We start from the raw sequence: 15611 nt of genomic DNA, 5'->3' as shown, positions 1-15611 counted from the left end.
TATTATGGAGCCAACTAATGTCTCAAAAGTAAGATTAGAAAAATTTGACCCTGGAGACTTTGATCGAGGTGCGAGCAAGGTCAAAGAAATACTTTGGTATTTGACCAAGGTCGTCTTTTTTTTAAGTGCTTTACCGTACCCTAACAAAATAAAAATAATCATTTTAAAACTTTTCGGTGCTAAAGTAGGTAAAGGTGTTATCATTAAGCCTAGGGTCAACATTCATTTCCCCTGGAAGTTGAAGTTGGGCGATCATGTATGGATCGGTGAAGAGGTATTTATTTTAAACTTTGAAACGACCAATATCGGTAACAGTGTTTGCATATCTCAAAGAGCCTTTTTGTGCGGTGGTAACCATAACTATAAAGACCCTGCAATGCCTTACCGCAACGGACCTATTACTTTAATGGATGGGGTGTGGGTAGGAGCATGCTGTTTTATCGCCCCAAACGTTACCATTGGCGCGGATAGCGTTATAACCGCCGGAAGTGTGGTGACGAATAATATTCATGGGAATGGAATATTTAAGGGAGACCCTGCCGTATTCATAAAGAATAGATGGTAGAGTTAAAGCGATGTTAATTATCCGTTAACTAGATCATGAGATTTATAATTATTTTTGTGCTATATTTGGTACATTATATTATTTTAAGATATCCAATAAAAAAAACATATTTAGCTGTATTCCTGCCATAGTGCATGATCGAGCCAAGCCTTGAGATGAAAAAGGAAAAGATCTTATTGATAAGTCACAACTTCTTGCCGGAACCTACAGGTATCGGAAAATACAATGGCGAGATGATCGAATGGCTTGCAAAAAGAGGCTATGAATGCACGGTGGTAACCACTTTTCCTTACTATCCCCAATGGAAGGTTCAGGCACCCTACAAGAATCGGTGGTATACAAAAGAAGTGATCACTTACCCAAATAGTGATGCTGCCATCACCGTATATCGCTGTCCTTCGTATATTCCGGCTAAGCCTACTGGCAAAAGGAGAATGATTCAAGATATATCATTCTGGTTCTTCAAATCGTGGGTGGTGTTAAAACTTTTGTTAACATCCCAAAGATTCGACCTGATATTTACTGTAGCTCCACCCTTCCATCTGGCATATTTAGGTCTGTTGGTCAAGAATTATAGTGGAGGTAAATTGTTGTACCACATTCAAGATCTTCAAATCGAGGCAGCTCAAGATCTTGGCATGCTATCGAATAATAAACTTTTGGATAGGCTATATAACATCGAAAAGAACATATTGCTGAAAGCTGACTTTGTGAGCAGCATCTCAGAAGGCATGATCGATAAGATCCGGGCTAAGACCAATAAGGATGTACTATTTTTTCCTAATTGGGCGGATACATCGTTCTTTTTTCCTGTAGCTGGAAGAGAGTATTTAAAGAAACAGTGGGGCTACAAGGAGACAGACATTATATATTTATATTCTGGCGCGATTGGTGAAAAACAGGGGCTGGAAAATGTTATTTATGCAGCCGACATACTGCGAGAAGATGAGAATATCAATTTTGTCATCTGCGGCTCTGGGCCTTATAAAGAAAAACTGATCAGTTTAGCGAAGGATAAAAATTTGAAAAATGTAAATTTTCTTCCCGTGCAGGATAAGGAAAAGTTCAATGAATTTTTGAACATGGCTGATTTTCACTTGGTCCTTCAAAAAGCAAATGCCGGCGACCTGGTGATGCCCTCTAAACTAACCACGATATTGGCAGTAGGCGGAGCAAGCATTGTTACTTGTTCGCCGGGTACATCTTTACATGATGTTGTAGATAAATATGATGTCGGTTATATCATTGAACCAGAAGACTACCATCTGCTTGCACGTACGATAGCAGATTTAAGGAATAGCGATGCAGTAACGGAACTTAAACGTTCGAATGCAAGAGAGTATGCTTTAATGTATTTGAATATCGATAATGTGATGAATAATTTTATGCAAAACATCAAATCAAGCAATAACGTTCCACAACTCATTAATTAACAAGTTTATCAAAGAGCAGAATTCTTAAATTAATATTCTCACTTTTACATATATGAAAAAAGCGCTACTTACAGGTATAACAGGTCAGGATGGGGCCTATTTGACGGAGTTACTCTTGAGCAAAGGTTATGAAGTTCACGGTATCAAACGCCGTTCGTCACTTTTCAATACCGATCGTATAGACCATCTTTATCAAGACCCTCACGAGCCACATCCAAGCCTAGTGCTTCATTATGGTGACCTGAGTGATTCTACCAACCTGATCCGTATCATCCAACAGGTGCAACCTGATGAGATATACAATTTGGGCGCTATGAGCCACGTAAAAGTGAGCTTTGATACTCCAGAATATACTGCCAATGCTGATGGTATCGGTACACTTCGTTTATTGGAAGCCATCCGCATCTTGGGTCTGGAAAAAAAGACCCGCATTTATCAAGCATCCACTTCGGAACTTTACGGCCTCGTTCAAGCCGTTCCTCAAAGTGAGACCACTCCTTTTTACCCTCGTTCACCTTATGCCGTAGCTAAACTATATGCATACTGGATCACTGTGAACTATCGTGAGGCGTACGGAATGTACGCTTGCAACGGTATTCTGTTCAACCACGAAAGCCCGCTGCGTGGTGAGACCTTTGTAACGCGTAAGATCACGCGTGCGGTATCAAAGATCGCCATGGGGATGCAAGAAAAATTATTCCTAGGTAATCTTGATGCACAACGCGACTGGGGCCACGCAAAGGACTATGTTGAAGCGATGTACCTTATCCTACAACAAGATACTCCTGAGGACTTCGTTATTGCGACCGGCGTTACCACTCGCGTAAGAGATTTCGTTCGTATGTCGTTCGCTGAGGTTGGTGTCGAAGTAGAATTCAAAGGTGAAGGTGTTGATGAAAAAGGTTATGTTGTAAAATGCAATAATGCAGATTTTCAAATAGCGGAGGGGACAGAGGTAGTAGCTGTAGATCCAAAATATTTCCGCCCTACAGAGGTGGAGTTGCTAATAGGTGACCCTACCAAATCACAAACCAAATTGGGTTGGAAGCCTAAGCATGACCTGGCCTCACTGGTGAAGGACATGATGCAGGCGGACGTCGAACTTTTCCGTCGCGAAAAATTACTAAAAGATTCTGGCTACCAGATCAAAAATCAGTTCGAATAAGGACTAATCAAATATGGATAAAGCAGGAAAAGTTTATATAGCCGGCCATCGTGGGATGGTCGGCTCTGCCATTAAACGGAAATTAGAAAAAGAAGGCTTTACTAACTTTGTCGTTCGCACTTCATCTGAGCTTGACCTTCGCGACCAACAAAAAGTAGCTGAATTTTTTGAGCAGGAGCGTCCCGATTATGTTTTTTTGGCGGCTGCTAAGGTCGGAGGTATAATAGCTAATAACACGTACAGGGCAGAGTTCCTTTACGATAATCTACAGATACAGAACAACATCATACACTCCTCATATTTAAATGGAGTGAAAAAACTGATGTTCTTAGGTTCCAGCTGTATCTATCCTAAGATGGCTCCTCAGCCATTGAAAGAAGATCAGTTGCTTACCGGCCTTTTAGAAGAGACCAATGAGCCGTATGCGATCGCGAAAATAGCAGGTATCAAAATGTGTGATGCCTATAGGGCGCAATATGGATGTAATTATATATCTGTAATGCCTACTAACCTGTACGGCTACAACGACAACTACCATCCACAAAACTCCCACGTTCTTCCGGCTTTGATAAGAAGGTTCCACGAAGCTAAGGAGAACGGTACTCCATCTGTTACGATCTGGGGCACTGGATCACCGAAACGAGAATTCCTTTTTGCGGATGACCTAGCAGCGGCTTGCTACTACTTGATGCAGAATTATGACGAGCCAGGTTTGGTAAACGTAGGTACAGGGGAAGATCTTTCTATCAAAGAGCTCGCTGAGTTGGTCAAACAAGTTGTTGGCTATGAAGGCGAGATAGATTTTGATACCACTAAGCCCGATGGTACTCCACGTAAATTGATGGATGTGTCCAAGCTACATGCTACGGGTTGGAAACACACAATTGAACTCTCTGAGGGCATTAAGTTAGCCTATCACGATTTTTTGAGTGCCGAGACAGTAGCAAGCAGATAAGACAACCGTACAAACAACATCTAATATGAAGATAGCCGTAGTAGGAACGGGTTATGTAGGCCTGGTGACAGGCACATGTTTAGCAGAGACAGGGAACGAAGTGACCTGTGTGGACATCAACGAAAAGAAAGTGGCGATGATGAAGGCCGGCCAGCTGCCGATCTATGAGCCAGGCCTGGAGCAACTGTTCCACCGCAACATCGCGCAAGGCAGGTTAACGTTCACCAACAGTTTGGCCGAAGGCATCGCTGAGGCACAGATCATCTTTTTAGCCCTGCCGACCCCTCCGGGTGGTGATGGTGCGGCCGACCTGAGCTACGTACTGGGTGCAGCAGGCGACATCGCCAAACTGATCACCGACTACAAAGTGATCGTGACCAAGAGCACCGTACCGGTAGGCACGGCCGATAAAGTGACCGCCGCCATGCAGCAGCACGCCAAAGAAGGTGTGGAATATGCGGTGGTAAGTAACCCGGAGTTCCTGCGCGAAGGCGTAGCGGTGGAGGACTTTATGAAGCCCGACCGCGTGGTGGTAGGTACCACCGACGAAAGAGCAAGAAAACTGATGGCCGAACTGTACGGACCATACGTGCGCCAGGGCAACCCGATCATCTTCATGGATGAGCGCAGCTCAGAACTGACCAAGTATGCGGCCAACTCCTTCCTGGCCACCAAGATATCGTTCATGAACGAGATAGCCAACCTGTGCGAGCTGGTAGGCGCTGATGTGGACATGGTTAGAAAAGGCATTGGTGCGGATGAACGCATCGGTAAACGCTTCCTGTTCGCCGGTATCGGTTATGGCGGCTCATGCTTCCCTAAGGATGTGCAGGCGCTGGCCAAATCGGCAGAAGAGAACAGCTACGACTTCAAGATACTGAACTCGGTGATGGAAGTGAACGAGATACAAAAGAACGTACTGACCGAGAAGGTAAAGAAATATTACAAAGGCGACCTGAAAGGCAAGCACTTCGCGCTGTGGGGTCTGGCGTTCAAACCAGAAACGGACGACATCAGGGAAGCACCGGCACTGTACATCATCGATGCACTGGTAGAGGCCGGCGCAACGGTATCAGCATTCGACCCGGAAGGCATGAACAATGTGAAGGCACTGCTGGGCGACAAGATCACGTACGCAGAGAACCAGTACGACGTGCTGAAGGACGCTGATGCACTGCTGATCGTGACCGAGTGGTCACTGTTCCGCACACCTGACCTGGAGCGGATGGAGAGACTGCTGAAAGCGAAGGTTATCTTTGACGGCCGTAACCTGTACGACCTGGACAAGATGATCGACCGTGGTTTCTACTACAACTCTATCGGCAGGAAAGAGATCAAATAAATCAATACTGAATGACCGGACACCATAAAAAAGCGTTCGGTCATTCAGTAAGTAACATTACGTTTCACACCTTAACTTCAACAACAGATAAATATGGATATAAGTGGCAAAAGAGTACTGATCACAGGTGCTGCGGGCTTTTTAGGCTCACACCTTTGTGACAGGTTCATCAAAGAAGGATGTACCGTGATCGGTATGGATAACCTCATCACAGGTGACCTGCAAAACATCGAACACCTTTTCAAACTGAAAGAGTTCGAATTTTACAATCACGACGTTTCTAAATTCGTTCATGTACCTGGCGAATTGGATTACATTCTTCACTTCGCAAGCCCTGCAAGCCCGATCGACTATTTAAAGATCCCTATTCAGACCTTGAAAGTAGGTTCATTGGGTACACACAACCTATTAGGTTTAGCTCGTGCTAAAAAGGCACGTATCCTGGTGGCATCTACCTCTGAAATATATGGTGACCCGACCGTTAATCCTCAACCAGAGGAATACTGGGGTAACGTTAACCCAGTAGGTCCAAGAGGTGTTTATGATGAAGCAAAACGCTTCCAAGAAGCTATCACTATGGCTTACCATACCTTTCACGGTGTGGAGACCCGTATCATCCGTATCTTCAACACGTACGGCCCACGTATGCGACTGAATGACGGCCGTGTATTACCTGCATTCATTGGTCAGGCTTTAAGAGGTGAGCCGTTGACCATGTTCGGTGATGGTTCTCAAACAAGAGCTTTCTGCTATGTTGATGACCTGGTAGAAGGTATCTATCGCTTATTGTTAAGCGACTACGCACAACCGATGAATATTGGTAACCCTGACGAGATCACTATCAAAGAGTTCGGCGAAGAGATCATTAAATTGACCGGCACCGATCAAAAATTGGTTGGCAAGCCACTGCCTACCGATGATCCCAAACAGCGTCGTCCAGATATTACTAAGGCGAAATCGATATTAGGTTGGGAGCCTAAAGTTAGCCGTCAGGAAGGTTTGAAGATCACTTATGAATACTTCAAGTCACTTCCACAGCACGTTATCGAGCACAAAGAGTTCTCACAATACAACAAGTAATAAAGGATCCTGAAATAAAATAAGGCCCGGTGAGTTTCATACTCGCCGGGCCTTTTCTTTTAATGGGATGTGCGATCGGCCAATGTTAATGACAAAATAAAAGCCGCTTTGATGATTCAAAGCGGCTTCATATATAGAAAAAGTGTCTTGATTATTGTGGCTTCTTAATGTCAGCGCTTGCTGTGGTCTTCGAAGCTTGCTTAGACGCGTTATTAGCAGCTTTCTGAGCGTCTTTCTCTGCTTTGGCAGCCTGTTTAGCAGCGTTAGCAGCAGCTTTCTTCTCAGCAGCAGTAGGGGTCTTTTTGATATCGTACTCCCAGGTCTTTTCTTTGAACTGTTGGATCTGCTCTTCTGTTTGCTTAGCAACAGCGGTCTTATCTTGACCGGTAGCGGCAGCTAAAGCGTCGGCAGCAGAACCGGTAGTAGCGGCAGCAGCGATCTGTTGTGATGCAGCGCGTGAAGCATTACTACCAGTGGCACGAACGATATTGCTCACATACTTACCTTGTACAAATACGTCATCAAGGCTGGTGTCGTAGATGTTACGGTCAGGGTCAGATACGTCTTTGGTAGCAAAGAAGTCGCGGCATTGTGGAAAGTATAACCAAAAAACCGGTGCTTCGATCGCTTGACCAGCAGCCTCCGTTGACTTGATAGGAGCTATACCAATAATGCGGGTTACCACCATCGCACGTTTTTTGTCAAAGTACACGTCCTCTTTAGTTCTGAACTTTACTAATGAAGCAGGATTAAAATCGTTACGGGTCATTTTAGTACCGATCTCTTCACCTTTTTCATTGAACTGTTTAACAGCTACCTCAGCGCCTTGTAAAAGCCTCATAGCGGCTGGGATCGACAGGCGATGCGCAAATGTGCTATCATTAGCGTTGTAGATGCTTGGCATGTACGCGGTCAATTTCCCAGTTCTGATACCTTCGACAATGATATCACCCAGGGTTTGTGAGCCCGGGGTGTTGAAAAGCGAGTTCTTTGGATCATTGATGTCGATATCTCTCCATACGCGTTTGTAAAAACGCACGTCACGTGAGCTGATGCCTGGATAGCTGAATGCTTTAGCATTATTGAACATATCGTTCTTGTAATAGCCATCCATTGGTGGCAAAGTATCCTGCGGCATAGTGTCCTGCACGGCAGGTTTAATGCCTGGCTGTTGTGTCGGCGCTTGAGCATAATTGACCTGAGTGGCAGTATCTACCGGCACCGACGTTGTTCTTGCAGGTTTATATGATTTTTTGATCTGCGTTTTTGAAGTTCTTGATCTTGAGCTTTTGGTCGATCTCTTTTTCTGAGCGTCGGCAGTAGTGCTCATTGCTACCACCACCAATAAACAAAGGGCAGTAACGTATAACTTATTTGCTAATTTTTTCATATCCTGGTCGTTATTGTGGTCCGAGATCTCGTAGGCAAATGGCCCATCAAGCCTCGAACCGCTACTTTATGCTTTGTTTATTATTTGTTGGCAAATTTACGTGTCTTGGTCTGTTCAAGTACGATATCCGGTGCTGGCATCACACACCTGAAGCCGATGTATGAGTGGGCTACGTTCTGTATCTCGTAATTACGGGTAGATGGAGTAAGCAATGTAGCATTATCTTTCCATGAGCCACCTCTGATCACTTTACGACGCATGGCTTCAGCTTCGCTATCGTCAGCATCATATAATAGCACTGGATTTAGGTCATGTACCAATTGTTTGTAAGATGGACTGAAGGCATCTAGGGTCCATTCTGAAACGTTACCCATCATGTTATACAGACCAACCGAGTTCGGTGCGTATGATTTAACGTGCATCGTGAAGGTGCCACCATCTTTACGATAATCGCCCTCTTGCTGTTTAAAGTTCACAGCAAGCATATCCACGTTCTTTTTGGTCTTTTTGTCTTTAAGGTTAACAGTAGCCAGCTTGCTCATGTCCTCCGGTTTAGTATCCATAGAGGCTGCATACTCCCATTGTGCTTCGGAAGGCAGATTGTACTGTAAGTTATAGGTTTTAACTAAAGATCTTTCGCCTGCTGTAGCGTAGATCATTTTGCTGCGCCAATTAGCATAAGCACGAGCCTGCTTCCAGGTAACGCCTACCACCGGGTGCTCATCATAACCCCTATTGGTAAAGTAGTTGTTATCCATAACTTCCATTTGAGAGTTAGGAAAATCTGTTGACCATACTTTTGTGTTTGGTGGTACGGCAACGGTATCAGTGATGTAGCGGCTTGCACCGTTACGATCTACCGAACGACGGTCGAAGCGGTAAACCACAGCGTTTCTGATCAATGTTGGCCGGCCGTTCTCCATGGTGTATAATTTGCCAAACAATGCCCCTTTAATAGTAGGGTCTTGGCTTTGCCAAAGTGGTGTGCGGCCATCAGCTTTACTCCAGTCGATCATTTTGGTAGTGTCTGCAAAGGTAGGCACCTCAACAGTGGTGGCATTTTTGCCTTTACCCTTACGAGTGGTGGTAGCGGCCTTTTTAGTTTTTTGGAAGTATTTTTCGTCCTTTAAATAGTCGGTTATGGCAACCGAGTCGGCTACCCAGTCAACGAACATACGATATTGTTTATTGGTCACCTCTGTTTGGTCCATAAAGAACGCACTTACGGTAACGGTCTTAGCGGCAGTATCTTGTGCCATTAATGTATCCTTAACAACATCTTTTTCCACTATCGATCCGGCCGGTACGAACACCATGCCATGTGGTGCAAGAGGAGTGAGGGACTGCAAAGTGGTCCTTGACTTTCCAATGTTATCAATGTCTGCCAAACGCTTCGATTTACAAGCTGTAATGGCTAATATCGCCGAAAGTGTTATCGCGACTTGAGTGAACTTCATTTTCATCGACTGTGAATTATTTCCAGGTAAATATTTATGCTTAGTGAACGCTATCAAAGATCAGACCTCTTTTGAGCCTGAACGTTTAAAAATATCAGTTAGTTATTAATTAAGGGGGTGTAGATCGTAATTAAAATGTTTACTACGCATAGAAAGTTGCGCCCATTAGATTAATTCCGATTTACTGAAACTTTACTGGTAAAACGTATAAATCTTTACAATAATAATAATAATTTGTTTGTCGAAAATTAAATATTATAAAACGGGTAATTTTACTTCAAATATTTTGATATAAATAATTTGTAGTTAAAATATTTTATCAGAATAAAAATATCATACGGTCGCGAACAGATGGCGGACCGTGTGAGTTAAGCTAAAGCAAGCTCGACATCAAGTCGATAACGAACTGTTTGAACTTTCGTTTTGCGAAATTTTGAGACCGTTCTCTAACTGGATAAGATCGACTTAATATGCACCATAAGCAATTTTGCTATATTGCGCCACAAACGTTTTATATGAGCAAAATATTAGTTTTAGGTGCCTCAGGGCAGTTGGGCCATTGTTTAAAAAAGGTGGCGGAAGAACGTCAGATCACCGAAGTTTTTTTTCCGGCTGAGGATGAGGGAAACATCTTAGATATAGATGGTATCGACCGACTGTTCGAAAAGTACCAGCCAGATTTTGCCATCAATTGTGCAGCGTATACTGCGGTAGACAAAGCCGAAGAAGATACGGCTACGGCACGCAAAGTGAATAAAGATGGTGCGGCCAACCTGGCCCATGCGTGCAAAAAACATGGTGCAGTGCTGGTGCACGTATCTACTGACTTTGTTTTTGAGGGAGTGAATCCTTACCCTTTGGTGGAGACAGATGCTGCCAACCCGATCAACGTTTACGGATTGACCAAGTTGGAAGGTGAGCAAGCCATAACTGATATTCTGCCTGAACACTTTACCTTACGTACAAGTTGGTTGTATTCGGAGTTCGGTAATAACTTCGTGAAGACGATGTTGCGCCTTGGAGCCGAGCGTGACCAACTGAACATCATTGCCGATCAGGTAGGCACCCCGACCTATGCGATCGATCTGGCTGGATGTATTTTAGATATCATCGCTTCAGGAAGTACGGCATACGGCATCTATCACTACAGTAACGAGGGTGTGACTTCATGGTATGATTTTGCGGTGGCCATATTCGATATTTCCAGCACCCAGGTAAAAGCTTACCCTATCCGTACTTCACAATATCCAACACCTGCAGTTAGGCCAACCTATTCAGTAATGGATAAGACGAAGGTGAAAGAGACCTTCAACATACAGATACCTTACTGGCGCCACAGTCTCGAAGAATGCATCAAGCGTTTGGGTGCCTGATCGCATTATCAATATATTGAATAATGGCAGGGACATCGGTGGGAGCGAACCATTTGGTGTCCCTGTCTCTTTTGAACCAGGTGAGTTGGCGTTTAGCAAAGCGCCGGGTATTTTGTTTGATCAGTTCCACAGTAGTTGTCAAATCGGTATGTCCATCCAAATGGTCGAACAATTCGGTATATCCTACTGTATTGAGTGCATTGAGATGCCGATCAGGCAGCAACCACCTTACCTCCTCCAGTAATCCGGCTTGCATCATCAGATCGACCCGGTGGTTGATGCGCTCGTATAAATGCTCCCGCGGAAGCTCCAAACCGATCATGATAGTTTTAAACGGGCGTGGTTTACTATTGCCGGTACGATATGATGAGAACGGCTTGCCCGTGCTTCGGTACACTTCCAACGCACGGATCAGTCTTTGAGGATTATTTACGTCTACTTGGGCGTAATATCCAGGGTCGGCTATGCTTAGTTCTTGTTGTAAAGCGCTGATCCCTTGCTGTGTGAATAACGCGTTCAGCTCTTCACGCACAGCCACGTCGATCTTGGGAAGGTCGTCAAAACCTTTGGTGATCGCATTTACATAAAGGCCCGATCCGCCAGCCATGATCGCGATGCCATGATCGCTGAATATCTCCTCCAACTTACTGAGCCCTTGAGCTTCAAAGTCTCCAACGTTGAAAAGTTCATTGACACTGTGCGAGTTCACAAAGTGGTGTACCGCCTGGGCTTGTTCGTCATCGGTGGGTTTAGCTGTACCAATGCTCATCTCCCGGTAGAATTGCCTCGAGTCTGCTGATATGATCTCAGTATGATAGTGTCTTGCCAGGGCTATGGCCGCAGCCGTTTTCCCAATGGCTGTGGGGCCTACTACACATATCAGGTATTTATGGCTGGTCATCTAAGATCGGCTGAGATCAAATAAAAAAGTCATCCTGATCGCTCAGGATGACAAATGATATCTGTTGTTGTTCAATGATCAATAATCGTCGTTGCGGCCACCACGACCACCACGTTCTTCTTCGTCATAGTTCTCATCATCTGAGAACTCGTTGCTGAATTCATCCTCTTCATCGTTCTCTTCGCTATCGGTTCCGCCGTCCTCGGTCACTTCACTGAAATGCTCGGTATCCTCAGGATTATATTCCATTTCATTCAGGAAATCAAGGTCTTCACTTACCGCATTGGCCGTTCCAGAGGCTGGTGCGACTACGTTGCCAAATTGTTTAGGCGCTTCGCCTACTGTTTTAGCGGTAAGTGGATATGTGGCACCAGGTGCTTCGTCCAGTATCTTCACCAGTTCGACATGAAAATCGAACGGACGGTCAAAATTAGAGGTGTAGTAGAATTTTTGGTGAGGGTCGTCAATGAATTTGGCCAGCTTGGCGTTCTCCATCAATGTTACGCCCCGGTTCACTTTGCGCTCCGAAGGTTTGTAGGCCAGCTCTTCGCCTTTGGTCCATTGATCGTTACTGATGTAAAATGATGAAGAGTACTCAGGATCATAGCCCACCGACTGATGAATTGCTTTATGTAGGTCAACAAAGGTATGGGTCGATTTGATATCGATCTCTCTGCTGATGTCGTCATAATCTTCAAAAGTTACCCTGAACCGGTATACTGCCATTTTTAATAGGTTGATTTAATGTTCAAAAATATTACTTTAAAATTCAATTAGGTCTCGCCACAACTTTTAAGCCGATCTGCTCGCCGGCAGCGATCGTAAAGGCCAATGCATCTTCGTAGGTGTTCGGGATGTCGCCTTCTAATATGGCTTCCCGTATCTTATTCTTAATGATGCCTACCTCTCGGCCTTCCTGGAGCCCGAATAGCTCCATGATGTCGGTGCCGGTGATAGGGGGTTGCCAGTTCCGTATGCGATCACGGTCCTCTACATCTTTGAGCTTTTGTTGTACCAGCTCAAAGTTTTGCCGGTACTTCTTGATCTTGTACTCATTTTTGGTGGTTATGTCTGCTTTACATAACAGCATGAGGCTTTCAATATCATCACCAGCCTCAAATAGCAGCCTGCGCACGGCCGAGTCCGTCACGATCTCTTGCGTGAGCACGATAGGGCGCATGTGCAGCAGCACCATTTTTTGAACGAACTTCATGCGGTCGTTCAACGGCAATTTCAACTGGCCGAACAACTTGGGTACCCAGCGCGAGCCCTTGTCCTCATGGCCATGAAAGGTCCAGCCGTGGCCTGCTTCAAAACGTTTGGTGGCAGGTTTGGCTATGTCATGCAATATGGCGCTCCAGCGCAGCCAAAGATCATTGGTGGTAGTAGCTATGTTGTCCAGCACCTGCAGGGTGTGGTAAAAATTATCTTTATGGCCACGGCCGTTCACATACTCTACTCCGTAAAGCGCTTCCATTTGTGGGAAGATGAGCGCAAGCAGACCGGTATCATGTAAGTACTTGAAACCCACCGAAGGCACCGGCGATAGAATGATCTTGTTCAGCTCGTCAGTGATACGCTCTTGCGATACGATGCGAATACGTTCTTTATTCAGTTCGATGGCCTTTACAGCAACCTCATCAATGGTAAAGCCTAATTGTGAAGCGAACCTTATCGCGCGCATCATCCGTAACGGGTCGTCGCTAAAGGTCTCCTGAGGGTCGAGCGGGGTGCGGATCAGTTTACGCTCCAGGTCGGCCATGCCGCCGAATGGGTCGATCAGTTGACCGTGTTCCTCAGCATGCAAGGCTATAGCAAGGGCATTGATGGTGAAGTCGCGGCGCTTTTGGTCGTCGTCAAGCGTGCCGTTCTCCACCACTGGTTTGCGCGACTGTGAGCGGTACGATTCCTTGCGGGCACCCACAAATTCCACCTCTACATCCCGGTATTTAAGCATGGCAGTGCCAAAGCTTTTAAATACCGAAACTTTGACCTTCAGTCGGTTAGCCACCGCTTCGGCAAAGGCTATACCGTTGCCGATCACCACGATGTCGATGTCTTTAGAAGGGCGCTCAAGAAAGATGTCGCGTACGAAGCCACCTATGGCATAGGCATGTACCTGCTGTTCATCGGCTACGGCCGATATGGTCTTGAACACAGGATGCTGCAGATGTTGCTTCATGAGGTGGTTTAAGTGCCAATTGCTGATCAGGGCGCAAAGGTACGATACGCAAACGTAAATTACCACCCGAGCCGTAAAATGAGCGTGACGTTTTTGAAGCCTGAGTACAAAAAAACAGCCATGGTTCTCATGGCTGTTTCACTCACTCTGCATCGCTTATCTCACTTCACATTACGTTTACGAATATTACAAAGTTGGTGCCAAAATCTACTTAGGGTAAATTAATTAAATCATATAGAAATATTGAACAGGGTTCTGCTGTTACATTCGACCCAAAAAGTGTTACATTTTGTGTTACAATTCAGAAAAATGTAGTTTTTTCTGGAAATTTCTGGGTTTTTGCCATTTTCATAATGATGAAAAGTGGGGAAATTTGGGGAATTATGTTACAACTGTGTAACACTTTTTTGCGATCGTAACACCGACCTTCTTTGCATTAAAGATGCCTGTCAGAACAGATAGCTGACATAGTTGCGCCACCAGCATATCGGTCATGATACGGTATGTTAGCGTGACACAATACTTCATCATGTATACCAATGATCACTTACACGGATTGCGCCCTATAGAGATAGAGATGCTGCGTACCGAGATCCGGCAGATCACCCACGATCGCCAAAAGGCCGACGCGGCCGGCGGCTTGTTCGCTGTCAAGACAGGCGATCAGTGGCTTAGCGAACAACGCCAGGCAGAGCGACCGGGACGGCTGTTCGGTGAGTTCTGGTACGAGCGGGAGCTTTGCATCCTGTTCGCGGATACTAATATGGGTAAATCCATACTGGCGGTACAACTGGCCGACAGTTTGGCCAACGGACGCCGCATCGAGCCATTCGCTATCGACACTGTGCCCACGAACGTGCTATACATGGATTTTGAACTTTCGGCCCAGCAATTTGAACGGCGTTACACCAACGAGGCCGACCGAACCACCCACAACTTTGGTCCGCGGCTGTACAGGGCCGAGTATAACCTGCGGTCACCACTTCCCTGAGCGCCGTGCGGCATGATAAACTGCTATATAACGGTATCGAGAACGCACTTATTTCCACCGGTGCCAAAGTGCTCATCATCGATAACATTACTTTTTTGCGCGACGGCACCGAAAGAGCCAAAGATGCTTTGCCTTTGATGAAAGAGCTCACGCGCCTCAAACAACAGTATCGGCTGTCGATACTCGTTTTGGCCCACACCCCAAAACGACGGCCCGGCCGGCCACTGACCGCCAATGATCTGCAAGGCAGCAAAATGCTGATCAACTTTGCCGACGGTGCTTTTGCTATTGGCCAAAGCAGCATGATCCCGCAGTTGCGTTACCTTAAACAGATCAAGCAGCGCAGCACGCAGGAGCTCTACGGCGAAGGCAATGTTTGCCTGTGCCGCATTGAGCGCGATAAGAGTATGCTCCGTTTCGACGTGATCGGCTTTGCACCCGAGCAGGAGCACCTCAAGACCAACACCAACCTTGAACGGCAGCTACTGTTCTACCGATTCCAAGGCTACAGCCAACGCCAAATGGCCGCAGAGGCCAGCATATCGGTAGCCACCGTGAACCGGCTATTGAAGCGGCTGGGAGCAGAGTGATCGGTCATAACGATCGGTTATCTTTCGATGCCAAGTTTTTCATAATTACTGAGTGATCCTGATCGCACATGTAAATGATCTGCTCTGTCATGCTGAACTTGTTTCAGCATCTCACATGCTAAGTGATCAGCCTGTCCGGAGAGATGCCGATATGCATCGGCATGACGGGATGGGATGAATAGATTTC

The 15611-nt window shown here is 45.7% G+C and carries 14 protein-coding genes; 9 read left to right on the top strand and 5 right to left on the bottom strand.

Features of this window, described 5'->3' with window-relative positions:
* Window positions 1-4: 4 nt before the first annotated feature.
* The 6 genes from LLH06_RS16925 to LLH06_RS16900 all read left to right on the top strand — a co-directional run bounded on the left by LLH06_RS16925 (window position 5) and on the right by LLH06_RS16900 (window position 6540).
* The gene (locus LLH06_RS16925) at window positions 5-565 is read left to right on the top strand and encodes a WcaF family extracellular polysaccharide biosynthesis acetyltransferase (RefSeq protein ID WP_228170473.1); all 561 of its coding nucleotides are present in this window, start codon (window positions 5-7) and stop codon (window positions 563-565) included.
* Window positions 566-720: 155 nt separating this feature from the next.
* Window positions 721-1998, top strand: a complete 1278-nt coding sequence (locus LLH06_RS16920) for a WcaI family glycosyltransferase (RefSeq protein ID WP_228170472.1) — start codon at window positions 721-723, stop codon at window positions 1996-1998.
* Between the two features lie 52 nt (window positions 1999-2050).
* On the top strand, window positions 2051-3163 hold the full coding sequence (gmd, locus tag LLH06_RS16915; protein WP_228170471.1) for a GDP-mannose 4,6-dehydratase: 1113 nt from the start codon (window positions 2051-2053) through the stop codon (window positions 3161-3163).
* A gap of 13 nt (window positions 3164-3176) precedes the next feature.
* On the top strand, window positions 3177-4118 hold the full coding sequence (fcl, locus tag LLH06_RS16910; RefSeq protein ID WP_228170470.1) for a GDP-L-fucose synthase: 942 nt from the start codon (window positions 3177-3179) through the stop codon (window positions 4116-4118).
* Between the two features lie 25 nt (window positions 4119-4143).
* Window positions 4144-5460 (top strand): UDP-glucose dehydrogenase family protein, encoded by a 1317-nt coding sequence (locus LLH06_RS16905; protein WP_228170469.1) that lies wholly within the window; start codon window positions 4144-4146, stop codon window positions 5458-5460.
* Between the two features lie 99 nt (window positions 5461-5559).
* On the top strand, window positions 5560-6540 hold the full coding sequence (locus LLH06_RS16900; RefSeq protein ID WP_228173308.1) for a UDP-glucuronic acid decarboxylase family protein: 981 nt from the start codon (window positions 5560-5562) through the stop codon (window positions 6538-6540).
* A gap of 151 nt (window positions 6541-6691) precedes the next feature.
* Here the strand turns inward: LLH06_RS16900 and porN are convergent, their stop codons facing one another.
* Together porN and porK are read right to left on the bottom strand one after the other, a co-directional pair.
* On the bottom strand, window positions 6692-7930 hold the full coding sequence (porN, locus tag LLH06_RS16895; protein WP_228170468.1) for a type IX secretion system ring subunit PorN/GldN: 1239 nt from the start codon (window positions 7928-7930) through the stop codon (window positions 6692-6694).
* An 80-nt stretch (window positions 7931-8010) separates the two neighbouring features.
* Window positions 8011-9387: a T9SS ring complex lipoprotein PorK/GldK gene (porK, locus tag LLH06_RS16890; protein WP_228170467.1), complete on the bottom strand. Its 1377-nt coding sequence runs from the start codon at window positions 9385-9387 to the stop codon at window positions 8011-8013.
* Window positions 9388-9902: 515 nt separating this feature from the next.
* On the opposite strand from porK, the gene rfbD reads away from it, so the two are divergent.
* The gene (rfbD, locus tag LLH06_RS16885) at window positions 9903-10760 is read left to right on the top strand and encodes a dTDP-4-dehydrorhamnose reductase (protein ID WP_228170466.1); all 858 of its coding nucleotides are present in this window, start codon (window positions 9903-9905) and stop codon (window positions 10758-10760) included.
* Here rfbD and miaA read toward each other — a convergent pair.
* The 3 genes from miaA to LLH06_RS16870 all read right to left on the bottom strand — a co-directional run bounded on the left by miaA (window position 10741) and on the right by LLH06_RS16870 (window position 13843).
* On the bottom strand, window positions 10741-11661 hold the full coding sequence (gene miaA / locus LLH06_RS16880; protein ID WP_228170465.1) for a tRNA (adenosine(37)-N6)-dimethylallyltransferase MiaA: 921 nt from the start codon (window positions 11659-11661) through the stop codon (window positions 10741-10743). The two genes, rfbD and miaA, sit on opposite strands and share 20 nt — an antisense overlap.
* Before the next feature lie 78 nt (window positions 11662-11739).
* Window positions 11740-12387, bottom strand: a complete 648-nt coding sequence (locus LLH06_RS16875; RefSeq protein WP_228170464.1) for a plasmid pRiA4b ORF-3 family protein — start codon at window positions 12385-12387, stop codon at window positions 11740-11742.
* A gap of 43 nt (window positions 12388-12430) precedes the next feature.
* The gene (locus LLH06_RS16870; protein ID WP_228170463.1) at window positions 12431-13843 is read right to left on the bottom strand and encodes a CCA tRNA nucleotidyltransferase; all 1413 of its coding nucleotides are present in this window, start codon (window positions 13841-13843) and stop codon (window positions 12431-12433) included.
* A gap of 493 nt (window positions 13844-14336) precedes the next feature.
* On the opposite strand from LLH06_RS16870, the gene LLH06_RS16865 reads away from it, so the two are divergent.
* Window positions 14337-14834 (top strand): AAA family ATPase, encoded by a 498-nt coding sequence (locus LLH06_RS16865; protein ID WP_228170462.1) that lies wholly within the window; start codon window positions 14337-14339, stop codon window positions 14832-14834.
* A 5-nt stretch (window positions 14835-14839) separates the two neighbouring features.
* The gene (locus tag LLH06_RS16860) at window positions 14840-15424 is read left to right on the top strand and encodes a P-loop NTPase family protein (RefSeq protein ID WP_228170461.1); all 585 of its coding nucleotides are present in this window, start codon (window positions 14840-14842) and stop codon (window positions 15422-15424) included.
* Window positions 15425-15611 lie beyond the last annotated feature (187 nt).

The sequence above is a fragment of the Mucilaginibacter daejeonensis genome, assembly GCF_020783335.1.
GTDB classification, from domain to species: domain Bacteria; phylum Bacteroidota; class Bacteroidia; order Sphingobacteriales; family Sphingobacteriaceae; genus Mucilaginibacter; species Mucilaginibacter daejeonensis.
Note: the sequence above shows the minus strand (reverse complement) of the source record. Positions and strands in the feature narration are given on the sequence as shown.